Origin of the sequence: Paenibacillus herberti (genome assembly GCF_002233675.1) — a bacterium.
GTDB classification, from domain to species: domain Bacteria; phylum Bacillota; class Bacilli; order Paenibacillales; family Paenibacillaceae; genus Paenibacillus_O; species Paenibacillus_O herberti.
On sequence record NZ_NMUQ01000001.1, the window covers coordinates 68,527 to 92,289 of the forward strand.

Sequence of the window (23,763 nt, forward strand, 5' to 3'; positions counted from 1 at the left end):
TAATAAGTATTTAACGGTTTTTAACAAAAATATATACCAATCTCTTTGAATGGCATGGTAAAATTAACCTAATTTTATATTCAAGGAGACTGGTATGGACAATAATTCGAATATGCTTGGTATTCTACTTCCTTTTCTACTGATGTTTCTCGTATTTTATGTTCTCGTAATCAGGCCGCGCCGGAAGAGAGGCCGACATAAGCAATATAGGGAATGGAACAGAGGGTCGAATCAAAACTATAACAGAGGTAATCAGCAAACATCTGTCATGCGCGACGGCAGAGGAGGGCGTTACAATAACAGTGACCGCTCAGGACAGGGGCGCGGAAACGGCTCCGGCATTCGCCGAGCTAATGACAACCGTCAAGAGTGGGGGAGCGAGAGGGATTACTCCAGTGATGAGGCTCGGCGTAAGGATTCGCTTTCTGAGATTGTAGATGAGATTACGGGATGGGCCAATCTCGGGGCGTTACCGCAAGCACCGCTTGATGCTACGACAGCAGCGATGAATCGGGCTTTGCCGAGCGAGTACATTGAGCAAGTGAAGTTTAGATACCTGAAGGAATTCCCGCATGTTCCAGAAGAGAAATTTGAGCTGCGGATGTTCGAGCTGAAGCGCTACTTTATCTTGTGCTCTGTGTTTAAAAGCGTCCCGATGTTCAGCGATGCAGTTGATGGCGTATGGCATGAAATGATTATGTACACACGCGATTATGAACGGTTCGGGCGCGACTTTCTGGGGGAGACGCTGCATCATACTCCTGCCAGAGATTCGATCCCGGACCCTGATGGCCGGGCATGGTTTGATCTAATCTATTCACTGCTGTTTCGTATTCATAAAGGAACGCAAACTGAATGGGGTCCTTTTTTCCGTCATCCGCTTAGTCGCGGACGCATCAAGGAGCTGTTATCCTTATCCGACGAGGAGCTTCGCAGAATATATTTCCGCAAGGACGCGGATGAACAACTGGTCAACTGGCTGTTGAATAACATGAAAAAGCAGTTCCGCGAAGCCTCAGCACTGAAAGAGCGGGCAAGCCGCCGACGGACAGATCGGAATAGGCATGCTGATGAAGAGGATGAGCAGGAGGAGTGGGATTACGACAATAATTACTCCTACGATAATCCAAACTATGGGACTGCGCTCGTGGGATTCATGATCATGCACTCCATCTATAATCAAGACACGTATCTTCAAGAGATAGAAATGGAGCTGCCTCCCGAGGAGCGAGAAGCCTCCTCCCGAAGTAGCTGCACGGCTTCTGGCTGCTCTGGAGGAACGGAGTAGAGCGGGGGAGGACAAGGTTCGAACGGCTCCAACGGCTCCTGCTCTGGCAGCAGCTGTTCCGGCTCAAGCTGCTCCAGTTCGAGCTGTTCTAACTCAAGCTGTTCCAGTGGAAGCTCAAGTTCTAACGATAGTGGCAGCTCAAGCTCCAATGGCAGCGGTAGCTCCAATGACAGCGGCGGTTCCAGTGGAGGTAGCAGCAGCTGTTCCAGTAGCAGTTGCGGAGGCGGCGACTAACGATAAAAGAGGGCTGTTCCAACGGCGGTAATTGCCGTGGAGCAGCCCTTTTGTGCGTTCAGCCCTACATGTAAATCAGTGTAATGTCCAAGTCGCGATTCAGGGACAGATCGATAAACTCTTCGCCAACTTGAATCAGAGGACGGAAAAATTCAGTAGGATGAGTCATGATGATCGTACCCGTTTGCCCGGAGTCGAGCTCTACCCGCTTACCAATAAAATTAGGAATCATATGGCGGATAAACGTGTGAGTCGTCTGTGGGTCAAGCTCGTGGAAGCTCATCCGATACAGATCGCGCAACACATACTGCAGATCGCGTTTCTCCTGGTAGGCGCGGGTCGAGATCATAGCACTGTAAACATCGGCCACGGCAACAATTTTGGCAATAGGAGAAATCTCTTCGCCGTTAATTCCGTGAGGATAGCCAGTTCCATTCATTCGCTCATGATGCTGAAGTGCGGCTGTAGACAGGAAGGGATCATCATAAGTACTTAGGATAATTTCTTCTCCATACAGCGTGTGGCGCTTGACCTCGCGATATTCTTCGTCTGTAAGCTTTTCTGGCTTGTTCAGAATTTCATGCGGTATACGGCATTTGCCGATGTCGTGGAGAAACCCGGCTTTCCCGATACGGGTTGCTTCCTCCTCGTTATGCCCCATCCAGGCTGCTAGATAATAAGACAACATACCTACTTGCACGGAATGCTGATAGGTATAATCATCCGTTGTGTTCAGCAGAAGCAGCATGGATACAACGTCTCTCTCCATTTGGAAGCTGGTCAACAAGGGTCCAAAGGTTTTATCCACATCTTCTTCCATGACCTTGCCTTCTTCAAATGCTTTGCGGAACAAATTCCCGCATCCTGCGATCGCATTCTGATAGAGAGGTTGCATAGCAGGCAGCCACTTCGGAGAAAGGCCGGATTCAATCGTGCGATGTTCGGAAACGGTCGACTTTGCTTCTGGCTGTTCCATCTCAACATCAACATAGTCGATATTGTGTTGGGTCAGTTTGGAAATTTCGTAAGAAGTAAGGCGGGTTCCCTTGGCCATCACGTTTAACCCATAGTTGTTGAAGGCGTCGTTTGCTAGCTGATCGCCATCTTTGAGCATGGAAATATGAACCCTCATGTTGCACCTCTGCAAGGTTATTCTTTTACGTCTAAAGGACTATCTCTAATGTATCTGTATTATACAAATATGGCAATAACAGACTTAAGAATAGTTCTATTAACCTATTATATCGGCGTAAATGGCTTTAGCTTTAATAGCATTATCTGTACCTTGAATGAGGGCTCTAGCATCTGGGAAAAAAACGGCGCTAATCTGCTCATCCCGAGCGTACCGCAGTGAGTAGGGAGTAAGATGCAACTGGCCCGATCCGGCTAGGCGGGATGCCAGTACCTGCAGATCAAGCGTCCCGGCGCGGGCAGGCCTTACCTGCACGGTTGATCTTCCACATAGCAAGACGGTCTCATTCATTGACTCATCGAGAAAAGGGAATTCCCCGACCCCGCAGCAAGGGCAATCCGGCTGTTTGGTTCCTGTAAGGCCGAGTGGCATCCATGAATTGCGCCAAAGATCCAGCTGTAGCAGGCCAGCTCGTAATTGGCTGCGGTTGCCGGTAAGCCATTTGATCGCCTCCATCGCCTGAAGGGAGCCGACAACATCCACTAGAGGAGACAGCACGCCTGCCGTCTCACAAGTATCCGTCAAGCCAGCCGAGGGCGGCTCGGGAAACAGGCAGCGGTAGCAGGGAGTCTCGCCAGGGATGACGGTCATCGTCATCCCACCGGCCCCGACAGCCCCGCCGTAAATCCACGGAATCTGCTGACGGACCGCGTAGTCATTGAGCAGGTAACGGGTATGAAAGTTATCGGTGCCGTCCAGAAGAATGTCTGCGTCATCCAGTAGACTGGAGGCATTGCCCCCATGTAGGTCCGCTGCATACGCTCGGATGTTGATGCTGCTATTGATTCGACGCAACTTGTTCGCGGCGGCTTCTGCTTTGGGTAGTCCGCTACGAGCATCTTCTTCGTCGTACAGTAGCTGGCGCTGCAAGTTGCTCCACTCGACGATATCACGGTCGATCAGCCGAATCTCACCAACTCCGCTGCGTGCAAGATGCGAGGCTATCACACAGCCGAGAGCTCCGACTCCAACGATCGCCACTTTGCTAGAGCCCAGCCGCTCCTGGCCGGTTAGGCCGATCGGAGTGAAGCGGACTTGGCGGATATAGCGATTGTCGGGTCGGTTGTTATCATCCGTCCAGCCTTGCTTGCTGCCCAGAGCTCCGTGCTCTTGAGCATGAACCTGCTCCTGCTCGTTCACGGACATTCCTTCCTTTCAGGGGGGCCTGTGCTCGCCGCCGTTACAGAGAGCTTCGCTTCTGGCACAGCCAGCTCGGCTAGAGGATTCCAAGGGCCGAGTTGATGGCCTTTCCACTCCGAACCGTCTTCCCAGATTTCTTTTTTCCAAATGGGTACAATCTGCTTCAGCCGCTCGATGGCGTAACGACTTGCCTCGTAGGAGGCATCGCGATGCGCGCTCGATACGGCGATAACAACGCTCGCTTCGCCGACTTTGACAACGCCGATCCGGTGATGGATAGCGCTGTGCGTACCGGGCCAGCGCTGGTTCAATTCCTGGCCAATTTGCTGGAGGGTGCGCAGCGCCATTGGCTCATAAGCCTCGTACTCTAGCCGTACAGTACGCTGTCCACCGGTCCACTCGCGCGTCGTTCCGATAAAAACTAGCGCAGCCCCATGATTGCTATGCTCGATGATCGATGTGACTGCCGCGGCATCGATAGGCTCAGCGGAAATTCGGTAGGCCGGGAGCGAGCTTGTCTCTGAATTGCCCATGCCGTCACCACCTGATACGGGCGGGAGCAGAGCAAGCGTATCATGGCAACTGACGGATTCCGTATCCGCCGCGTAGGATTCATTGCGTGCTGCGAAGCACACCGCGAGCAGTCCCGCATGCTCTGGATAAGCCTCTATCAGGGCGGTTTTTAACTCGCCAACGCTCATTTCGGAGCGCTCCAGACGAAGCTCGACCTGAGAGGTTCCGAGGCGCTCCGGCAGGCCGGCGAACAGTGCGATGCTCCAGTTGTAATTCATGGCAGATAACCTCACTTGTCCCGCTCTTGTATTTGGTTCCAGCATATCATAAGTGTTTTAAAAATGATAAACTTTAGAGGCAAGCGTACAGCTTTACCGTCTATAGGACGGTGGATGTACGCGCAGGGAATACGAGACGGATAACGATAAGGAAATCCGTTCTAGTAGGAGAGCGTACAGCTTTACCGTCTATAGGACGGTGGATGTATGCGCAGGGAATACGAGACGGATAACGATAAGGAAATCCGTTCTAGTAGGAGAGCGTACAGCTTCACCGTCCATAGGACGGTGGATGTATGCGCAGGGAATACGAGACGGATAACGATAAGGAAATCCGTTCTAGTAGGAGAGCGTACAGCTTTACCGTCTATAGGACGGTGGATGTATGCGCAGGGAATACGAGACGGATTCGTTGGATAGAACAACAATGGAACAGAGGAGGGACGGCTATGTTGAGCGACCGTTTTGGCAGAGTTCATGATTATCTTCGCATCTCGGTGACGGATCGCTGCAATCTGCGCTGTCTCTATTGCATGCCGGAGGAGGGCATGGAATTTGCGGACTCCTCGGAGCTACTCAGCTATGACCAGATCGTCGAAGTTGTTGAGGCTGCAGCAGAGCTTGGCTTCAAACGGCTGAGGATTACAGGCGGCGAGCCGCTGGTGCGTCCCGGTCTAGACGGTCTCATCCGCCGATTGAAGGCGATTTCGGGCATAGTGGAAATTTCTCTCACAACAAACGGAATTCTGCTAGCGAGGCAGGCTCGAGCGCTCCGCGAGGCTGGTCTAGATCGGGTTAACATCAGCTTGGATACGCTCGATGCCTCGCGTTTTCGCATGATAGCTCGCAGGGGGGGGCTCGAGCAGGTGATGGCCGGCATCCAGGCGGCTGGCAAGGCCGGACTTGGACCGATCAAGCTGAATTGTGTACTGCTGAAGGGAATCAATGAGGATGAGGTCAAAAGCTTTCTGCGCTTGTCAATTAACCATCCTTTGCATATACGCTTTATTGAATATATGCCCATCGGCCATGCCGATGAGCAATGGCGACGCTCTTATTTGCCGTTGAGCAACGTCATGGATACGGCCAAGGAGCTAGGACTGCCGATGGCGCCGCTAAGCTCGATGACAGGCAATGGTCCTTCGGAAAACTGGGCTTTCAAGGGAGCGGTCGGCTCCTTCGGCCTGATTCATCCTGTTAGCGACCGTTTCTGCGCGAGCTGCAACCGTCTCCGTCTGACCGCCGACGGTAATCTGCAGCCTTGCCTGTACTGGGTGGACGAGCTGAATGTCAAACCAGCACTGGGCAACCGGGGGGAACTACAGGAGCTGTTCCGGCGCGCTGCCGACATTAAGCCTGAGAATCATGATATGGCGGCAAAGCTACATGACAATGCTTTGAGCCACACCCCGACTTCTCGGCGCATGTCGCAAATCGGCGGATAAAAATTGCCGTGATTGGAGTTAGGGTCTGACAACAACAGCGATTGGAAGAGTTCGCGCAGCGAGCCTTACCGTGAAAATTCTATTTTTAACTTACAGAAGATATAGTCGCAGGCGATTGGCCAACCAGTCGCTCGCCTGCGCCGATTCATGGCCTGAAGGGAGCACATGGAGCATATGGAACAAATGGACATAAAGGGATGGAAGCCTCAGCTTGTGCTGCTTCACAGCAATGATGTACATAGCCGACTGGAGGAGGCAGCCCGGATTTCTTCCTGTGTAGCGGATAAACGACGCCTGTACGGCGAGAGTCGTGTATTGTACGTCGATATTGGTGACCATCTGGACCGGATGCGCCAGGAGACGGAGGGCACGGGAGGCAGCGTTAACATAGCTTTATTGAGCGAGGCGGGCTGCGAAGCGGCCATCCCTGGTAACAATGAAGGTCTCACTTTCACAAAGGACGAGCTTGCCCGGCTGTACGGACGCGAAGCGAGGTTCCCGGTGCTTTGCTGCAATATGCTGGATGCAGAAACAGGCGAGCTCCCAGAGTGGCTGCTTCCAAGCACAGTAATTGTTAAAAATGGGCTACGTATTGCTTTGATCGGGGCGACGGCTGCTTATCCGGCTTTTTATGAGCTGCTGGGCTGGACGGTAAATGATCCGACGGAAGCGGTAAGAGAGCAGGTAGCTCTGCTGCGCGATGCCGCAGATGCGGTCATTCTTCTATCCCATCTCGGTCTGCCAACAGACCGCCGACTAGCTGAGAACATCCCCGGAATCGATATTATACTGGGAGGCCATACGCATCATCTCTTGGAGGAGCCCGAGCTTGTCGGTGATACTTTGCTCTGTGGAGCTGGCAAGTTCGGTGAACGGCTGGGCCGCGTTGAACTGGCGATTGAGGAAGCGACGGGCAGGCTGCTCAAAAGAGGCTCACTGCTTCCGCTCGCTTCCTGGCCGATGGGGGACGGAGCGGAATCGCTGCTTCGCGAGCATGGAGAGGCGGCTCGGCGGGAATTGTCTCGTCCCGTGGCCAAGCTGAGCCGGGCATTACCGCTTGATGAGGAACGGGAATCGCCGCTTGCGAATCTGCTTGCCGCAGGCGTGAAGGAGTGGACAGGCGCGGACATCGGCATCGTTAATGCGGGTCAACTGCTCGGCAGCCTGCCGGTGGGAGAGATCAGTGAAGGATTGCTCCACTCGCTCTGCCCTTCGCCAATTAATCCATGCCGGATGAAGCTTCGGGGCAGCCTCATCCGCGAAGCGCTAGAGCAGTCGCTGCTCCCGGAATTCATTGGCAAGGAACTACGTGGCTTCGGCTTTCGCGGTACGATACTGGGGACTCTCGCGGTGGACGGTTTGCGCATCGAATGGGATCCCCAGCGCGAGCCGGGCCGGAAAATTATAGCCATTGAGTATCAGGGAGCGGAGCTAGATGATGGGCTCGATTATTCGGTCGGTACGCTGGACATGTTTACCTTCGGGGCGGGGTACTTGCCGCTTAAAGAGGGGACCGACATCCAATACTTCCTGCCCGAATTCATCCGCCAGGTGCTGGCCGTTGAGCTGAATAAGCCGCATGCGCTGGAGAGCTGTTTCATCCCCCGTTACGGGATGTCGAAAACACCCGTCGAATAAAGAGATATTGTGGCGAAACCTGCCCTCGAAACTAAATTTTTCCCTTCGAAATGACGATACAGGATAAGATACAATTCGTTAGCAGGGGAGCGACCCGTTGATGATACTCATGCCCCTAAGCATGTGTCGGCCCGGGATGAGGCTGGCCAGGAAAGTCCTTTCTGGGGAAGGCCTCGTACTTCTCGGAGAAAATATGGAGCTGACGGCAAGAATCATTGCCAGGCTGCATGATTGCCATATTAATTTCCTTTATATTCAGGATGAGGCGACCAGGGATATTGAGGTGCGTGAGCTGATCAGCGAGGACACGATGAGAGTGGCCATGACAGAGATCCGCAGCAGTTTCAGTCAAATGATGAACAGCCCGGTTCGCAGGCGCGGCGCCGCGTATCCCTTCGTAGGCTCTCAGCTCCGCGACGTGATGAACCGGGTTATCGACGATCTGTCCGCTCATAAGGAATCCGTTGTTATGCTGATGAATATGGCAAGTGTAGACAATTATCTCTATCAGCACTCCCTTAATGTGTGCGTGTATACAACTATGCTCGGTATCAACTACGGCTACTCTCGAGATGAGCTGACCACCTTAGGCATGGGCGCTCTGTTGCATGACATTGGGAAAACATGCATTCCGGTCGAGTTGCTCAAGAAGCCAGGATTGCTGACACTGGATGAATATGAGGAAATGAAGCGCCATACCGAATACGGTTACGATATTCTACGGCGGGAGGCAGGAATACCTGCACTTGCTGCGCTGTGTGCGTTGCAGCATCATGAACGTTTGGACGAAAGCGGTTATCCCTTCGGTCTGAAGGGTAAGGAGATTCATGAATTTTCCAAATGGATTGGAATGGTCGACTCCTATGATGCGATGACAACCAACCGAATCTACCGGGAGCCAATGCTGCCGCATCAGGCGGTCGAAGCGTTATATGCCGGAACAGGCACGCAGTATGAACAGTCGATGGTACAGCTATTTCGAGATAAGGTAGCCATTTATCCTGTTGGGATGACCGTCCGCCTGCAAACCGGCGAAGTGGGCGTCGTAGTTGATGTCCGGGCCGATTGCCCACATCGCCCGGTCGTGAGGGTGCTGCAGGATGACGGTGGGATTCGGCTAAGAGCACCCTATGAGATCGACATGTCGTTGCAACTGACCAGCATGATTGCCGGTGTCAACGGAGATCAGCCCGAAGAACAGGAAGCTGTTGGATCCATTTGAAGTCGGGCGATATGCAAGGAATCAAGGAGCCGTGAGGCTCTTTTTTTAATTTCATTAGAATAATAAACCTCTCTCACCACAGAGAAGCGTTTGATTACCCGTTGAAGGGGCAGTACAATAAAATTATGTGTTTCATCATCAAACGATAAGGTGCTGTATAGAATGAATCCCGAATTGACGCTACACCAGCCGTTGCCGCCCCTCACGCCTGACAATGATCCTTGGGAACCGCTCGAGAACCTGAAGCGCTTTGGCCGCCATGCTTTGACGAGCGTGGAGTTCACGGTAACCAATCTGTGCAATATGCGCTGCGAACATTGCGCCGTGGGCGATACACTGACCATGCGAGAAGGAGATAAGCTGCCGCTGTCGCTCCTACTTTCTCGACTGGATGAAGTTGAACAGCTTCAGACGATCAGCATTACCGGCGGAGAGCCCTCCTACTCGGAGCGCACGGTCCGCGAATACATCGTTCCCATCCTTCAATACGCCCGCAGCAGGGGCATTCGCTCCCAGCTCAATTCCAATGTTACGTTGGATTACAGCCGGTACGAGCTTATTGCACCCTATTTGGACGTGATGCATATTTCGTTCAATTACACTTCTGCGGATGATTTCCATGAGGTGGGCTTCGCTCGCTCCGGTCACTCCGTTCCGCGCACGGCCGCTGTTCGGATGTACGAGCGCATGATCGATAATGCTCGTCGTCTCAGCGAAGCTGGCGTACTGGTGTCGGCGGAGTCTATGATCAACTTCCGCACTCACCGCAGAATGCCGGAGATCCATCGTTTGATCAAGGAAATGGGCTGCGCCAGACATGAGGTTCATCCGATGTATCCGAGCGCCTGGGCCGGCAATCTTCCTGCGATCAGCAAAGAAGAGATGCGCTTAGCGGTAGCGGACCTGCTTGACACTCGCGACCCGGAGATGTGGATGCTGTTCGGAACGCTTCCCTTCTACTCCTGCAGTTCGGATGTGGCGGACAGAGAGCTATTAGCCAGGCTGAAAAGGGAACCGCGTGTAACGGTTCGCAACGATCCCGATGGACGCAATCGGCTCAATGTGAATCTGTTCACCGGCGAGGTTTTTGTGACCGATTTCAGCGACATCCCAGCCTTCGGCAATATTGAAGAAGAGCGTCTGGACGATGTATTTTCCCGCTGGCTTGACCATCCTCTCAGTCGCAGTGTGAACTGCCATTGTCCGGCTGCTGCCTGCTGCGGCCCGAACTTACTCGTCAAGCAAATGTATTATGAGGGTGTCGATTTCCTGAAGCAACGGGCTGTGCTTTAAACCTGAACGCTAGAATGGGGCCGTGCTCAACGTTCAATAAGGTCTGTTCATTCCACTGGTTGGGGATAAAAAGGAACGGATATCCGCGGCTAGGCAAGAAAACAGCTCTTCGCGAATAGATATTAAAACAGCGGAGTGCAAGCGCCTGCGGATGCCATGCGTGGGCATTTACCGGAATCCCGAAGCAACTGCAGGTCGGGACGAGTCGGAAGCGGGAGATTCGTGCCGCGAGCTATAGAGAGAGCCAAATAGAGGCATGCCGGGGGAAGCTGCCGGTGGAGCCTATAGGGGGATCTGCGGGGACTGCAGCCCCGGGGGAGAAATGTAAATGTCGGTCAAATCACTTGTTTTTGTAGCTGTCGGATTAATGCTGCTGTACTTGAGCTTTACGGTGGGGGCTCCGTTCCTGCTTGCGCTGATCGTCGCCATCTTCCTTGAACCTGTGAACCAGCTGCTAATGAAAAGGGCAAGAGTAAACCGGATCGTAGCCGTAATCATCAGTTGCACCTTATTTACGCTGTTGCTGCTGGCGCTTGCTACAGGCATCGGCTTCAAGCTGACGGCCGAACTGATCGCTTTCTGGAACCGCGCGCCGGCGATGGCGTCGGATGCCAATGTCTTTTTACTAGACATGATCGACAACGCCAAAGAGCTTTACACACATATTCCGCCGGATTCAGCCGTCCAACTGGAGAAAGCGCTGAATGGGCTGGTCAGCTCGCTTACAGGAATGGTGACGGCGCTGTCACGCACGATCGTGAGCCTCGCCTCGGGCTTGCCGGGCATGTTCATTTTCTCGATTGTGTTCATTGTAGCGGTTTATATGTTCAGCTTCAGCTTGAGCACGATGAGAGCTTCGTTCCTCTCGCTCTTCCATGAGGAGTCCCGTCCTCAAGTAGGCGCGGTGCTCGACAACCTGAAAAATTCCGTATTCGGCTTTCTGCGCTCGCAGCTGCTGCTTAGCCTCGTGACGTATGTCATTACGCTGATCGGTTTGGTAAGCATGAGAATCGATTACGCCATGGCAATCGCTTTACTCGTTGTTGTTGTCGATATTTTGCCGATTCTCGGTACAGGCTCGGTACTCGTCCCTTGGGCGGCATACATGCTGCTCATCGGCCATCCCGGCACAGCAATTGGACTTGTGCTGCTGTTTATCGTTATCACGGTTGTCAGACGCATCATCGAGCCCAAGATTTTGGGAGACTCAGTCGGCATCGGTGCCATATCGGCATTGATCAGCCTTTACGTCGGCTTCAAGCTCGTCGGTGTCATCGGCGTGTTTCTCGGGCCGCTCGTTGTCATCATCTACATGGCTGCGCGCAAGGCTGGTTTGTTCCAACTGAAGATTCGATTGTAGCGCATATTCATTCTAAGCAAAAACGCTCTCCATGCTGCTCAAAAGCGGCGCGGGGAGCGTTTTTTTTATGCCGATAAATTGGGAATTGCGATCATGGATTCCTTTTTGAACTACCTCTTTAACGGTACTCAGAACAACTCGCGGGCTTGCCTACATCCATCACTTCTACGAGATACCGCCAGCAGTCTGGCTGTGATCCGTCAAGATCATAAAAATCATAATCTTTGGCGAGCTTGCCGCTTGATACAGATTGACCGTTCCACTTGGAAACCTCCGGATCTCCAGCTAATGCAGCAACGGCGCGCCCTATGAAATGCGGCGATTCCGAAATGGCAAAATGAGGTTCACCCACAGTGGCATCACGCCAGTTTTCTTCCTTGACGCCAAAGTGCTGGAGCATGATTTCAGAGCGCATCCAGCCTGGAGTCACAGCTATTGCCGTGCAATGGAAAGGTTTTAGTTCATGGGCTAAAGACTGAGCCATACGAATGACGGACGATTTGGCCAGATCGTAGAACATAGATAAACGGTAGTTTTTATCATTGTACTCTGCCGTTCCGTCCGTTATTTCAACGACTAGTCCATTTGGGTTTTGAATTAACAGGGGGAGTGCAAAATGGCTGGTGATGATATGGGTGTCAATGGCCAGCCGAAGCATGCGAAACCCTCGTTCAAGGGAGTGTTCCCACACGGGTACATACTGCTTCAAATCTTCACCGCCCCAAACATCGTTGACCAGAATGTCCAGTCGCCCCTGTTCCCTCTCGATGCGGGCGATTAATGCCTCAACCTGATCCGGGTCGAGATGATCCACCTGAACCGCAATTCCTTGACCACCCGCATCATTTACAAGTTCAGCAGTTTCTTCAATTGTTTCTGGGCGATTGTATTCGGAGCGCTGTGCTCGTGTTGTACGTCCGGTCACATAAACCGTGGCTCCAGCCGCTCCTAACTCAACTGCAATTCCTCTGCCAGCGCCGCGTGTTGCACCTGCCACCAAAGCTACTTTCCCAGTTAAAGGTTTCATGTTCAGCTTCCCCTCCTTAGTTCTATCCCGATTGTAGACCATCAATATGACACCTTATGTCATATTGTTAGCAGCTCTGTTGCTGATTCTGTTTGCTGCGGGAGCGCGCGATGGCAAATGGAAGATAGAGCGCCAGGAAAATAAGCAGCGCTGCTGCCTCCAAAGAGAGGATGTACCACGGATAAGGTCCGAGGAAGTCCAGCATGGAAGCGGTAGGCGGCTTGCGTGCCAGGAACATGTAATTGGCTCCGCTCAAGTAGTTCACCACAAAGACGATGGCCGCGATGACATTGGTTGCGATCAAGGCGGTGAATACGGAACGAAGCGTCGGGCGGAAGCCTTCGACCCAGACCATATAAAGAGCGGACAAGATCAGTAGCCCATGAGCGGCAAAAAACTCAAGGAAGCGGAAATGAGGGAATGCATAACCGAGGGCAGGTGTGGCCAGTGCTTGGAGCGCACCCCCGATGGCTGTGAAATAGACGATATGGAACAGGAAACGGCTGCGCAGCAACAGCATGAGGATCGAGAGGTAGAGCGAGATGCTGCATAGCTCAAAAGGTAGTGTGGATGACGCTTGAAAAATTCCATTGCTGAAATACCAAATATTTAGCAGAATCTCGCAGACGGCAAGCAGCGCTGCCAGAATCAGTCTGCCCCTTGCCGGCTTGCTTCGCGCTAACGGCCTGCGAAATAGATAGAGCAGTACGACAGCGGCGGTAATTAATCCAAGGCTGACCAGATGGGAAGGACTGAACAGAATGAAGCGTTCGGTGACTTCAGATTGAAACATGACACCCCAACCTTCCTTTATTTGTCTCTGTGCGGATGGATTAGCGACAACTTCGCCATATCGGTTTGAAGTCCTTTTTTTGGCAGGAGAATCCGTATTAGCACTGCAAATCTTGAGCGAAGAACGCAGGCTGCTTAAGAAAAGACTAAGAATTGTAGCCGGTTAACGTTAAGAACTGTCTGTTAGCATAGAAAAAAAGGAGGCGTAGCGATTGCCGTTTCGCATTATGAGACGCAAGTTTTTATATGTCATGGCCTCCTCCATCCTGCTGGGCGGAGTGGTCGGAATCATTTTTATGGAGCTTGTCACTGAACTCTCCTCTAAGCCAGCGTCAGGCTTCATCCCCGGTCTATTGGCAAGAGCTCTCATCCAATCTGTAGGTATCCGTCCTGCTGGGCTGTTCGTTGTATTATGCCTGTCAAGTCTGCTGTTCTGGTGGCGGTCCCGAAAAATAGAGGAGCAAATGAGGGCTAACGAAGTCGAGCCTGAACTGGACTCCGAAGAAAAGGAAGAGCAATTTCCTGCTGACGAGCCAGCAGGAAAGGTGGCTATCCAGCCCGAAACCGAGGAGCTGATATTAGCGCTGCAGCATTTGCTTGAGTTGATGCGGGAGCGGGAGCACGCGCAGGTGCAGGCGCAGGCGCGCCAGAGAGAAGGAATGAAATGAGCGGGAAAACGCGTGATTCAGCTAAGATGCGAAGGGCAGAAGGAGTTTTACCAACGGCTGCTGATCGTGGAGCTGCTTACGTCGTAACTGGAAGGCGGGGGCGTTTCCGGCTGAAAAGTCTTTTTTTCTGGCTGTACGATGCGACGGTGATATGCGCCTTGGCAGCGCTGCTGCTGGCATTCTGCCTATATGCGACAGGGGAATGGCTGACTCGCAGCAGCCCGAAGCTTAATCGCCTCGCCTCGCATGAAACCGTTGTGACCGACCGTCATGGCAAGCCGGCTGGACTGCTGGAACAGCCGGGACAGGGGACTCGGAAGACAGCAGAGGGGGATGAGCTGCCGCTTCTTTTGAAAGCCGCCTTTGTGGCAGTTGAGGACAAACGTTTTTACGAGCATGCTGGGGTAGATTTGAGAGCAGTAGCTAGGGCGGTCGGGGCGAATGCTTCCGCGGGCCGGGTCAAGCAGGGCGGCAGCACCATTTCGCAGCAACTGGCGCGTACACTGTATTTGTCCAACGACAGAACCTGGTTGCGCAAAGGATTGGAGCTGTCAGCCGCGCTTGCCCTGGAGCGCAAACATTCAAAGGAAGAGCTGCTGACCGGATATTTGAACGAAGTCTACATGGGCAAACAGTTGTATGGGATCAAGGCTGCGGCCAAGTTTTATTTCGGCGTGAAGAACCTTGAACAGCTTAAGCTGTGGCAGATCGCCACTTTAGCTGGAATTCCGAAAGGTCCCGCACTTTACAATCCGCTTGATGAGCCTGCGCAAAGCTTGGAACGGCGGGTAGTTGTGCTGAAGCTAATGAGGAGCCAGGGACTGATTTCAGCGCAGGAGCTGCAAGGGGCAACCAAGATTACTTATTCTCCGCCTGCCTCTGACTCTTCCAAGGAAGTGAGACTGTCGTCAGCTCTACTGGATACGCTGATGAAGGAGGCGACCCGGCTGACCAAGCTGTCTCGCGACGATCTGATGACAGGCGGATTTACCATAACGACCGGTTGGGACCCCGCTGCACAGGCGCGGTTGGACAAAGTTTTTGCCGATGAAAAGGCATTCCCACGCAGCGCATCCGGCAAGCCGGTTCAGGCTGCAGCTGTGCTGCTGGACAATGAGAGCGCAGAGATTCGCGCGCTTGCCGGAGGACGCGGAAGCGGCGCGACAGGGCTGAACCGCGCACTCGCTAGGCGTCAGCCCGGCTCGATGATCAAGCCTCTTGCTGTGTATGGGCCTGCTCTGGAATCCGGAAAGTATTCACCGGACAGCCTGCTTGAAGATCAGGCGGTTAATTATAGCGGGTATAAACCGACGAACCTCAGTGGCCGGTACAGCGTCCGAATGACGATGAGGGAGGCGGTACAGAAGTCAATCAACGCTCCGGCGGTATGGCTGCTGGATCAGATTGGCATGAAAGCTTCGCTGGCTTTTATGGAGCGGGTGGGGATTCAAACGGAAAAGGATGACCGACATCTGGCGCTTGCCCTGGGCGGTTGGACACGTGGTATTACGCCGCTTGAGGCTGCACAAGCATTCCGTGCATTTGCTGCCGGAGGCCTTTACCGGGAGGGGCATCTAATCACTTCGATTCGGGATCGGAGCGGTAAGCTGATTTACGAGGCGAAGGGCAAGGAATCCAAAGCGATGTCCCAGACCACCGCGGCTCGAATGAATGACATGTTGCTGCAGGTTGTTCGAGAAGGTACTGGGCGACAGGCGGGAGCCGGGGGGCTGCAGGCAGCAGGCAAAACCGGCACAACACAGCTGCCGGGCGCTCCGTCAGAAGCAGCGCGCGATGCGTGGTTTGCCGGGTATACCGGCAACCGAACTCTGGCGGTGTGGATTGGACTAGACAGCAGTTCAGAGGACTATATGATTGCATCCGGCGCAGATGCCGCTCGTATATTCCGGCTTGTGATGGAGTGAGTTGATGGTAGTTGAGGAGCACTATTCGGATGACCAGATCCCGTTTGACAACAACCAAGCGAAGCGAAACTCGCGTTTGGTGAAGATCAAACAGAAGGTTTCCGGTAGTTTTCGAACGACGGAAGGAGCCCGGCTATCGGCTCGAAGCGTAGTGTGTTTCGACGATCATGAAGCTGGAGCTGGAGCTGCTCCCTTCGTTTGTCTCAGCCTTGTCGGGGCAACTGCGGCTTTGATAGGCCTAAGTCGTACCACCAAGTCAGTCTCGTATTGATGTGGTCATGCACAATTTGTATGATTTTTCACTCAACATGCATTCGGGCCGTGCTGATATTTTGGATATTGTACGATAAATCATTCAAAATGGCTGGGCATAGGCGACGAAAGCTGGGCTTTGTATGTTTTATCATACAAAGTGTTGAAAAGAGGCGGTTATAAACCAAATTTTATATGATAAATCGTACAAAAAAAGTTGCGTTGCCCACGAAAGCCGAGTTCAAACCCTATTCCATTCAAATCGAGAGGGAAGCACTCCCCGATGATCCTTCACAACGCAGGATTATTCGGACGTTTTTCATTTACCTCTATAGGCACCTAAGTAGTACCTAAACAATAATAATTAACAGATCATGCTAATGCATCCCAAAAATCCACTTTATGAACGATAAGAATTCGATGCCCCTTTTTTCTAAGTGCTATTGCCTTTTCTATTTTTCGACCGGTCTTCATTTCATCAAAATTGATGTTATATGATGATTGAGTTTACAATAAAATCGAAAAAAAATGCTTTTAATATCTTTTCCTCTGTTTCGTCAACTTTACCATCCTCTAAAACTTTGAATACAAGTGAGTATGCTTCATCATAGGGATAAACGGTTTCCAAATGCGAGTTTTGATTTAGCCAGTTTTTCAGCTCTGTAATTTCTTCTTTATTTATTTTATTGTCACTTAAAATGCCATGAAGAAAACCATGAAGCTCCTGAATATCATGTTCAACTACGCCATAATATGGCGACTTATTTATATAGGAATCACATGCCCATCGCATGTCATCTAGCTCTTCAATGGAGAGTATGCCGTCTTCCAAAGATGCCACGATTAGTTGGATAATTTCTTTGAATGGATGTTTATTTCGATGTTGATTTTGCAGTAAGCACCAATTTTGCAATTCCTCTATTTCCTCAGATCGGATTTCTACATCAGCTGTTATACCTCTAATAATCCCAGTGAGAGTGAGCAAAGATTTTTCGAAAACAGCTTTCCCCATATAGGTAGTGTATACCATGAAACCCATCCCTTATCAGCCCCATCGGATGGGGGACTTGCTGGGATCTCAGCTGAGTTGTTCAAGAGATTGGAGTTGTGCTCGTAAATTCCTTCTTCCCATTTTGAATTTGGCGTTTTTCGACTCCGAGACGATCCACAAGTTGTTAACCTGCGCTGTCCGTAGGTGCTGTTTTTTTAACCTTTCCTTTACACTGGAATACTAGTTTGATAGAATAACCCCATTCATTTGTTAACCTATATTTAAATTAAAAAGGTTAACATATATCCATGGGAGATGGTCATATGACAAGCGAATACGAAAGGCTTGCTACTCTGAATAAGGCTTATTTATGGCATCCTTTTACTCAAATGAAAGAGTACAACAGCTCCTCCCCTCTCATTATCGAACGCGGTGAAGGTGTCATGCTTTACGATGTTCAAGGACGGGCTTATTATGATGGCTTTTCATCCGTATGGCTCAACGTTCATGGACATAATGTTCCGGAGCTTAATCTGGCAATAACGGAGCAGTTAGGGAAGGTTGCCCATTCCACCCTCCTCGGCATGGCCAATGTGCCGGCAATTGAACTTGCAGAGAAGCTGGTAGAAATAACTCCGCCAGGATTGAACAAAGTATTTTACTCTGATTCCGGAGCGACTGGAGTCGAGATTGCGATCAAGATGGCGTTTCAGTATTGGCATAACAAAGGTTTCCGAAATAAAACAACGTTCATCACGATGGATCAAGCGTATCACGGTGATACGATAGGTGCGGTGAGCGTCGGGGCAATTCCTCTGTTTCATGAGGTGTTTCGCCCCATGTTGTTTCCTTCGCTTACGATTCCGTACCCTTATCCATATCGTTATGGTGGTGATGGGATGGAGGCGATGGACGCTACGCTGACTGCACTCCGTTATTTACTCGAAACGCGGGCCGATGAAATTGCGGCTCTCATTGTAGAGCCGATCGTGCAGGGTGCTGGGGGCATCATCGTCATGCCGAGGGATTGCTTGCGCCAGATGGCTGAACTTTGCCGGGAGTATGGAGTTCTGTTTATCGCTGACGAGGTGGCGACTGGTTTTGGCCGAACGGGCGCTATGTTCGCTTGTGATCTCGAAGGAGTTTCGCCTGATTTGATGGTCATGGGAAAAGGGCTGACTGGCGGTTATTTGCCCGTGGCAGCGACGCTTGCTACCGATGAGATTTACAATGCGTTTTATGCCGATTACGAGGAGCAGAAAACCTTTTTCCATGGTCATTCCTTCACGGGAAATCCACTCGGCTGCGCCGTTGCTTTGGCCAGTTTGAAGCTGATGGAAGAACGCGACATGGTTGAAGGAGTCAAGGTGAAGGCTTCCTTCGTCGAGCAAAAGCTAGCTGCCCTTAAAGATCGTCCCCATGTCGGTGAGATCAGGCAACAGGGACTAATGATTGGCATCGAGCTTGTCCGGGATAAAGCTTCACAAGTGCCGTACGACTGGGCGGAGCGGGTTGGAGTTCGCACGAGTTTGCGAGCAAGAGAACTCGGGATGTTAACGAGACCACTCGGGAATGCCATCGTTTTTATTCCACCGCTTGCCAGCAGTATAGCTGAGCTGGATGAGATGACGGATATTTTGGCGGAATCGATCCTTTATGTCACGGAAAAAGAGGGCGCAGTTGGATGAGTCGAGTGAATGCTGCAAAGATTCGTGGTTTGTTCGTAACCGGGACGGACACTGGTGTCGGGAAGACGATTGTCACCGCGGCTTTAACCGCTGCGCTGCGCGCTGAAGGGATAAATGCGGGCGTCTGGAAGCCCGTCCAATCGGGAGGCCTAATTGGAAGCGGTACGACGGATGCTGAGCGGCTGCTGAAAAGCACGGGAATCAATGAGCCGCCCGAGGCAATCGCTCCATTTACATATGAAGCTCCGCTTACGCCGATGCTTGCGGCCAGACAGGCTGGCGTAACCCTCAAGTTAGAAGAGCTGATCGCCGCTGGTTTACCGCTCGCTGAACGGTATGAGGCGTTGCTTGTTGAAGGCGCGGGCGGCGTCGCCGTTCCTTTGACCGAAAATGCCATCGTGGCTGACTTGATCGCGGAGCTTAGCATGCCCGCTCTGATTGTAGCGCGTTCTGGCCTTGGAACGATTAACCATACCCTGCTAACTGTTTCATTCCTACGGCAGCGCGGAATCCCGATTGTTGGTGTTGTATTAAATGATGGTGAATCTGCGGAAGTGTTTGACGATCCCAGCGTTGCTGCAAATGCCGAGTTGATCGAGCAATACGGCGGCATTGGGGTGCTCGGTCGTTTTCCCCGTGTGGAAGCCGAAGCAACTGCAGAAATGCTGAATCAAACTGCTCGAAGAACATTATCACTTCAGCCTATCCGAGAGGCGCTGTTTAAGGGTGAGAACGACCATGCAGTGGATTGAGAAAGAACTCCAACTATTAGCTGCCGACTCGTTGGAGCGTTACCTAAACAAGAGTGGCCCGGTGGCTCAGTCCCCCGGTTATATATCGCGAGGTGGGCGGTCGATGCTTAACCTGTCCTCCAATGACTATCTTGGGCTGACTCAGCATCCTGCCATAATTGAAACGATGCGTCAGGCATTGCTTTCGGAAGGAGCTGGCTCCGGCGCATCGCGCTTGGTGACTGGTAATCGGCTGCCTTATGATCTTCTTGAAGGAGCTTTGACCGAATGGCAGGGCTGCCAAGCTTCGCTTGTTTTTGCAAATGGCTATATGGCCAATGTCGGGGTTATTACAGCGCTGGTGGGCAGAGAAGATGTTGTTTTCAGCGATCGATTGAATCATGCAAGCATTACCGATGGCATCGTGCTGAGCCGCGCGGAGCATGTTCGCTATCGCCATAATGACATGGATCATTTACGTGTTTTGCTCCATAAACACCGTGATAAACGGCGGAAGTTAATCGTAACAGATGCTGTTTTCTCCATGGATGGCGACCAAGCCCCTCTGCATGAGCTCGTTGCGCTCAAAAATGAGTACGAAGCGATGTTAATGGTTGATGAGGCGCATAGCGGAGGCGTTTATGGGTTGCATGGCGAGGGATTATGTCGACAGCTCGGGCTTCAGGATGAAGTTGATATCCATATGGGAACGTTCAGCAAATCGTTTGGCATGTACGGGGCTTATGTGTGTGGCAGCCGCATGTTGATCCGATGGCTCGTAAATAAAGCGAGACCGCTTATATTTTCAACTGCACTGCCTCCTTCTGTTGTAGCCGGTACTTCAAAGGCGTTAGCTCTTGTACAAGCTGAACATTGGCGCCGGAAAAAGCTTAACGAGGCAAGCAAGTTGTTTCGATCCTCTCTATTTTCTTCGGGATTTAACATTGCTGCCGGTGACTCTCCTATTGTTCCGCTTATTTTAGGAAATAACGATACAGCCCTTCGGTTCAGCGCGGCACTCGAAGCGGAAGGTATAACAGCAACTGCTATCCGTCCACCGACTGTCCCCGTTAATACGGCTCGAATCCGCTTTTCCTTATCAGCAGCTCATACGGATAAAGACTTGGCCGACGCGGTCTCAAAAATTCGCCTGATCGGGCATCAATTAGGGGTTTTGAGCCCATGAGTATGGCCTGGAACAAAAAATTGGAGAAGGATCATAGAGGCATTATTTTGTGGCTGAGCGGATGGAGCATGACAGATATGGTTTTTGAGCGGCTCTGTATACTCCTGCCGGAATACAATCATATTTCTGTGGATTTAAGCGAGGCCGATTCGGTAGAGGGCATGCTGCTTTTGACGGAAATGGCTGCTGAAAATGCTCTGTGCGTCGCTAGAGAGGGTGGTGTTCCGCTCCTTGTGGCGGGCTGGTCGCTCGGCGGGCTGTTAGCACTTAGACTAGCGGCCAAAGGATATGCGGATAGTCTTGTATTGTTTGCCGCGACCGCGCGTTTCACCCGCTCCAAAGAAGAGGCTGAGCGAGGTTGGCCCGACCCCTATGTCAGGGGGATGATCACAGGAATCACTCAAGATCGGCAAGCTGTTGAAACAAAGTTCCGCAAGCTCATTTTCACGGACGTAGAGTGGGAGGTCGATTTGCATAAAAAGCTTCCCCCGGTGGGCAGTTGGACAAGCTCTGCTCTAATTGCAGGCCTTCAGATTTTGCGAAGCGAGGAGTATTTGACTGAACTGCCGAACATCCGTTGTCCCGTTCTGATTGTTCATGGCGCTGAGGATAAGATTTGCCCTTACGGCGCCGCATTGGAGCTACAGGAACAATTGCCGGATGCAAGATTATATTCGATACCTGCCTGCGGTCATATCCCATTTTTAGGTAGGGAAAATTTTATAGCGGATGAATGGAGGAGATGGTGGAATGAGGGGCAAAATGGGCCCAGTTGGGCGCCAATTTAACCGCAATGCAACTACATATGACGCTCATGCTCATGTTCAGCGGATGATGTCCATCCAGCTTGTAGAATCTCTTCCATGCTGGAAGGAGAGGGATGGCAAAGTTAACATTCTTGAAGTCGGCTGTGGTACGGGAGCTCTGACAGAAATGTTAGCTAAAGAATGGCATGATGCGAAAATTACTGCCCTCGATATCGCGCCTGAGATGATAAAGCTTGCTCGAAAACGGGTTTTCTCCGGTGATCGAGTAAGCTTTCTTCATGCTGATGTTGAAATATGGGGGGCTGATGCACCATCGGCCATGTACGATATCATCGTTTCCAACGCCTGTTTTCAATGGCTGAGCCATCCTGAGCAAACGTTTAGCCACTTTCGGAGAATGCTTCGTCCCGGAGGCTTGCTCGTATTCACAACATTCGGACCCGATACTTTTTATGAGCTGCATGAAGCCTTCGAGGAAGTTTATCGAGCCAGAGGGATGGAGCCGCAGCGGCACGGGCTTTCGTTTAAAACGGGGGATCAATGGATTAACTTGCTCAATAAATCAGGATTCTCCCGTGTTCAATCGGAGCGTAAACTCCATGTGGAAACGTATACTTCTGTTAGGGACTTTTTATATTCGATAAAAGCTATGGGAGCGAGCACATCGGGAGCCGCTGCAGCAAGCGGTCTCAGTATGCGGCGTCTGTTTGCCAGTATGTACAAGGAATATGAGACTAAGTTTAGCGTGCCGGGGGGCGTGGCGGTCAGTTATGACCTTCTTTTGATGCGGGCATTCGCTGGTGATTCTAACGACGCATAGCGAGCGGTGCATAGAGAACGGCAGATAGCGAATGGCACATAGTGAACGGTACATAGCGAGTGGGAGATAGCAAACCGCACTTAAGAAGCACCCATAGGAATTGGCCTATTGTCACGCCAGTTTTGTGCGTTACGGGAAGTGTGTGGACCTCCAACCTCGCAGAGCTCAGCTTAACCAACAAAGAAAAAAGGCAAGTTGGATAAGCAGTTGTTCATAGTCTTAACGGAGCAGCAAAGCATGCGTTCGGCCGCAGCCATCCAGAGGGGCGGCAGCTGGAACAGGCGAGGAGGCAACGGCATGAACAATCAGTCAGCAAGATCAGCCTACGGAACGCCGGGGGGACAGCCGTATGCTGGAGCACCAGGCGGCTACGGCGGACAGCAGTTTGGAGGGGGCCAGTACGCGCAGCCTTCTTATGGCGGTGCATACGGCGGCGGTTATGATCCATCCGTAGCTGGCCGGGGCAACGGGGGAGGAGGTTATCCGCCCGCTTACCGCAACGAGGCGGAACTTGCAGCAGCCGCCTATGGAGCGGGGGCGGGAGCCGGCGCAGGCTATGGCGTGCAGGCGGCAGTGCAGGAAGAGATTCCGCCGCCTGGCGTTCCTGGAGCGGGATACCGGGAATGGTACCCTTTTCGAGGGCCGCATGATCCCTGCCCGCCAATCGGCGTGAAGAAATACGTTATTCCGCCGAATCAGTACATTCTTTATCAGCCAACAGGCCTACCGCAGTATCCGCTGGAGGAGGCGCTTCGTCTCGGAACGCTTTGGCCAGCCTTGTACAGCCCTTATGAACCGGGATGCGGAAGGAGTTGAGGGGGTAATGAGCGACGAGCAAGAGCAACAACAGGAGCAACAGCAACAGCAACAGCAACAGCAACAGCAACAGCAACAACAGCAACAACAGGAGCAGCCGGCATTTGACCGGGATGCGTACTATGCCGAGCTGAAAGAGCTTCAGATACTGGATTTTGCTCTCGTGGAGCTGAATCTGTACTTAAATACACATCCAGGGGATCTACAGGCCATTCAGCAGTTCAACCAGCTCGCTCAGAAAAGAAAAGGTGTGGCACAGCAGTTCGAGATGCAATACGGACCGCTGGTCAACTTCGGTAACAGCTACTCGCGTTATCCATGGCAGTGGAACGAAACACCATGGCCATGGCAGGTATAACGGATGTGCAAAGGGCTAGGAGAAATAGCGCCGGGTGTCGGCAGCAGGAGGAAGTCCACGAAGGTAGCAGCAAGAGGAAATCCACGAAGGTAGCAGCAGGGAGGAAATCCGCGAAGGTAGCAGCGGGGAGGGAGCCCGC

At 52.0% G+C, this 23,763-nt stretch carries 21 protein-coding genes and 1 pseudogene; 16 read left to right on the plus strand and 6 right to left on the minus strand.

Features of this window, described 5'->3' with window-relative positions:
* Positions 1-94 precede the first annotated feature (94 nt).
* Positions 95-1,288, plus strand: a complete 1,194-nt coding sequence (locus tag CGZ75_RS00370; RefSeq protein ID WP_089522092.1) for a hypothetical protein — start codon at positions 95-97, stop codon at positions 1,286-1,288.
* 298 nt (positions 1,289-1,586) lie between these two features.
* On the opposite strand, the gene CGZ75_RS00375 is transcribed toward CGZ75_RS00370, so the two are convergent.
* From CGZ75_RS00375 to CGZ75_RS00385, 3 genes are all read right to left on the minus strand, one after another.
* On the minus strand, positions 1,587-2,654 hold the full coding sequence (locus CGZ75_RS00375) for an HD-GYP domain-containing protein (RefSeq protein ID WP_089522094.1): 1,068 nt from the start codon (positions 2,652-2,654) through the stop codon (positions 1,587-1,589).
* Between the two features lie 99 nt (positions 2,655-2,753).
* On the minus strand, positions 2,754-3,812 hold the full coding sequence (locus CGZ75_RS00380) for a ThiF family adenylyltransferase (RefSeq protein WP_245850796.1): 1,059 nt from the start codon (positions 3,810-3,812) through the stop codon (positions 2,754-2,756).
* Between the two features lie 38 nt (positions 3,813-3,850).
* Positions 3,851-4,645, minus strand: coding sequence for a molybdenum cofactor biosynthesis protein (locus CGZ75_RS00385; protein WP_089522098.1), 795 nt, complete (start codon positions 4,643-4,645; stop codon positions 3,851-3,853).
* A gap of 449 nt (positions 4,646-5,094) precedes the next feature.
* On the opposite strand from CGZ75_RS00385, the gene moaA reads away from it, so the two are divergent.
* From moaA to ytvI, 5 genes are all read left to right on the plus strand, one after another.
* Positions 5,095-6,090 (plus strand): GTP 3',8-cyclase MoaA, encoded by a 996-nt coding sequence (gene moaA, locus CGZ75_RS00390; protein WP_089522100.1) that lies wholly within the window; start codon positions 5,095-5,097, stop codon positions 6,088-6,090.
* A 174-nt stretch (positions 6,091-6,264) separates the two neighbouring features.
* Positions 6,265-7,728, plus strand: coding sequence for a bifunctional metallophosphatase/5'-nucleotidase (locus CGZ75_RS00395; protein ID WP_245850648.1), 1,464 nt, complete (start codon positions 6,265-6,267; stop codon positions 7,726-7,728).
* Between the two features lie 136 nt (positions 7,729-7,864).
* Positions 7,865-8,950 carry an HD-GYP domain-containing protein gene (locus CGZ75_RS00400; RefSeq protein WP_245850649.1) on the plus strand — a complete coding sequence of 362 codons (1,086 nt, stop codon included), beginning with the start codon at positions 7,865-7,867 and terminating at the stop codon, positions 8,948-8,950.
* A gap of 162 nt (positions 8,951-9,112) precedes the next feature.
* On the plus strand, positions 9,113-10,243 hold the full coding sequence (gene yfkAB, locus CGZ75_RS00405) for a radical SAM/CxCxxxxC motif protein YfkAB (protein WP_176444629.1): 1,131 nt from the start codon (positions 9,113-9,115) through the stop codon (positions 10,241-10,243).
* Positions 10,244-10,571: 328 nt separating this feature from the next.
* Positions 10,572-11,603, plus strand: coding sequence for a sporulation integral membrane protein YtvI (gene ytvI / locus CGZ75_RS00410; RefSeq protein ID WP_089522104.1), 1,032 nt, complete (start codon positions 10,572-10,574; stop codon positions 11,601-11,603).
* A 118-nt stretch (positions 11,604-11,721) separates the two neighbouring features.
* On the opposite strand, the gene CGZ75_RS00415 is transcribed toward ytvI, so the two are convergent.
* Positions 11,722-12,630, minus strand: a complete 909-nt coding sequence (locus tag CGZ75_RS00415; RefSeq protein WP_089522106.1) for an SDR family oxidoreductase — start codon at positions 12,628-12,630, stop codon at positions 11,722-11,724.
* Between the two features lie 67 nt (positions 12,631-12,697).
* Complete coding sequence (locus tag CGZ75_RS00420) at positions 12,698-13,423, minus strand: YwaF family protein (protein ID WP_089522108.1); 726 nt, start codon at positions 13,421-13,423, stop codon at positions 12,698-12,700.
* A 211-nt stretch (positions 13,424-13,634) separates the two neighbouring features.
* Between CGZ75_RS00420 and CGZ75_RS00425 the strand changes: the two genes are divergently transcribed.
* The 3 genes and pseudogenes from CGZ75_RS00425 to CGZ75_RS24295 form a co-directional block, all read left to right on the plus strand.
* Positions 13,635-14,090: a hypothetical protein gene (locus tag CGZ75_RS00425; RefSeq protein ID WP_089522110.1), complete on the plus strand. Its 456-nt coding sequence runs from the start codon at positions 13,635-13,637 to the stop codon at positions 14,088-14,090.
* Positions 14,087-16,015, plus strand: coding sequence for a transglycosylase domain-containing protein (locus tag CGZ75_RS00430; protein WP_089522112.1), 1,929 nt, complete (start codon positions 14,087-14,089; stop codon positions 16,013-16,015). Before CGZ75_RS00425 ends, CGZ75_RS00430 begins: the two co-directional genes overlap by 4 nt.
* Before the next feature lies 1 nt (position 16,016).
* A pseudogene (locus CGZ75_RS24295) lies at positions 16,017-16,145 on the plus strand (IS66 family transposase); the annotation flags it as partial.
* A 612-nt stretch (positions 16,146-16,757) separates the two neighbouring features.
* On the opposite strand, the gene CGZ75_RS00440 reads toward CGZ75_RS24295, so the two are convergent.
* Positions 16,758-17,306, minus strand: coding sequence for a hypothetical protein (locus CGZ75_RS00440; protein WP_089522117.1), 549 nt, complete (start codon positions 17,304-17,306; stop codon positions 16,758-16,760).
* A 275-nt stretch (positions 17,307-17,581) separates the two neighbouring features.
* Here CGZ75_RS00440 and bioA point away from each other — a divergent pair, with 275 nt between their 5' ends.
* The 7 genes from bioA (at position 17,582) to CGZ75_RS26125 (ending at position 23,624) form a co-directional block, all read left to right on the plus strand.
* Positions 17,582-18,946, plus strand: a complete 1,365-nt coding sequence (gene bioA, locus CGZ75_RS00445) for an adenosylmethionine--8-amino-7-oxononanoate transaminase (protein ID WP_089522119.1) — start codon at positions 17,582-17,584, stop codon at positions 18,944-18,946.
* Positions 18,943-19,698: a dethiobiotin synthase gene (bioD, locus tag CGZ75_RS00450; protein ID WP_089522121.1), complete on the plus strand. Its 756-nt coding sequence runs from the start codon at positions 18,943-18,945 to the stop codon at positions 19,696-19,698. The genes bioA and bioD overlap by 4 nt, the downstream gene beginning before the upstream one ends.
* A complete protein-coding gene (bioF, locus tag CGZ75_RS00455) occupies positions 19,685-20,863 on the plus strand; it encodes an 8-amino-7-oxononanoate synthase (protein WP_089522123.1) in 1,179 nt (392 codons plus the stop codon). The genes bioD and bioF overlap by 14 nt, the downstream gene beginning before the upstream one ends.
* Positions 20,860-21,651: an alpha/beta hydrolase gene (locus CGZ75_RS00460; RefSeq protein WP_245850651.1), complete on the plus strand. Its 792-nt coding sequence runs from the start codon at positions 20,860-20,862 to the stop codon at positions 21,649-21,651. The genes bioF and CGZ75_RS00460 overlap by 4 nt, the downstream gene beginning before the upstream one ends.
* Positions 21,614-22,450: a malonyl-ACP O-methyltransferase BioC gene (gene bioC, locus CGZ75_RS00465; RefSeq protein ID WP_089522125.1), complete on the plus strand. Its 837-nt coding sequence runs from the start codon at positions 21,614-21,616 to the stop codon at positions 22,448-22,450. The genes CGZ75_RS00460 and bioC overlap by 38 nt, the downstream gene beginning before the upstream one ends.
* A gap of 585 nt (positions 22,451-23,035) precedes the next feature.
* Positions 23,036-23,266, plus strand: coding sequence for a spore coat associated protein CotJA (locus CGZ75_RS25675; protein ID WP_176444794.1), 231 nt, complete (start codon positions 23,036-23,038; stop codon positions 23,264-23,266).
* A gap of 7 nt (positions 23,267-23,273) precedes the next feature.
* Positions 23,274-23,624, plus strand: a complete 351-nt coding sequence (locus CGZ75_RS26125) for a spore coat protein CotJB (protein WP_089522128.1) — start codon at positions 23,274-23,276, stop codon at positions 23,622-23,624.
* The last annotated feature ends 139 nt before the right edge of the window (positions 23,625-23,763 follow it).

Excerpts from the sequence above, each read along its gene's own strand:
- CGZ75_RS00370 (WP_089522092.1), top strand. The coding sequence starts at position 95 with ATGGACAATAATTCGAATATGCTTGGTATTCTACTTCCTTTTCTACTG.
- CGZ75_RS00375 (WP_089522094.1), bottom strand. The coding sequence starts at position 2,654 with ATGAGGGTTCATATTTCCATGCTCAAAGATGGCGATCAGCTAGCAAAC.
- CGZ75_RS00385 (WP_089522098.1), bottom strand. The coding sequence starts at position 4,645 with ATGAATTACAACTGGAGCATCGCACTGTTCGCCGGCCTGCCGGAGCGC.
- moaA (WP_089522100.1), top strand. The coding sequence starts at position 5,095 with ATGTTGAGCGACCGTTTTGGCAGAGTTCATGATTATCTTCGCATCTCG.
- CGZ75_RS00395 (WP_245850648.1), top strand. The coding sequence starts at position 6,265 with ATGGAACAAATGGACATAAAGGGATGGAAGCCTCAGCTTGTGCTGCTT.
- CGZ75_RS00400 (WP_245850649.1), top strand. The coding sequence starts at position 7,865 with ATGAGGCTGGCCAGGAAAGTCCTTTCTGGGGAAGGCCTCGTACTTCTC.
- yfkAB (WP_176444629.1), top strand. The coding sequence starts at position 9,113 with ATGAATCCCGAATTGACGCTACACCAGCCGTTGCCGCCCCTCACGCCT.
- ytvI (WP_089522104.1), top strand. The coding sequence starts at position 10,572 with ATGTCGGTCAAATCACTTGTTTTTGTAGCTGTCGGATTAATGCTGCTG.
- CGZ75_RS00415 (WP_089522106.1), bottom strand. The coding sequence starts at position 12,630 with ATGAAACCTTTAACTGGGAAAGTAGCTTTGGTGGCAGGTGCAACACGC.
- CGZ75_RS00420 (WP_089522108.1), bottom strand. The coding sequence starts at position 13,423 with ATGTTTCAATCTGAAGTCACCGAACGCTTCATTCTGTTCAGTCCTTCC.
- CGZ75_RS00430 (WP_089522112.1), top strand. The coding sequence starts at position 14,087 with ATGAGCGGGAAAACGCGTGATTCAGCTAAGATGCGAAGGGCAGAAGGA.
- CGZ75_RS00440 (WP_089522117.1), bottom strand. The coding sequence starts at position 17,306 with ATGGGTTTCATGGTATACACTACCTATATGGGGAAAGCTGTTTTCGAA.
- bioA (WP_089522119.1), top strand. The coding sequence starts at position 17,582 with ATGACAAGCGAATACGAAAGGCTTGCTACTCTGAATAAGGCTTATTTA.
- bioD (WP_089522121.1), top strand. The coding sequence starts at position 18,943 with ATGAGTCGAGTGAATGCTGCAAAGATTCGTGGTTTGTTCGTAACCGGG.
- bioF (WP_089522123.1), top strand. The coding sequence starts at position 19,685 with ATGCAGTGGATTGAGAAAGAACTCCAACTATTAGCTGCCGACTCGTTG.
- CGZ75_RS00460 (WP_245850651.1), top strand. The coding sequence starts at position 20,860 with ATGAGTATGGCCTGGAACAAAAAATTGGAGAAGGATCATAGAGGCATT.
- bioC (WP_089522125.1), top strand. The coding sequence starts at position 21,614 with ATGAGGGGCAAAATGGGCCCAGTTGGGCGCCAATTTAACCGCAATGCA.
- CGZ75_RS26125 (WP_089522128.1), top strand. The coding sequence starts at position 23,274 with ATGAGCGACGAGCAAGAGCAACAACAGGAGCAACAGCAACAGCAACAG.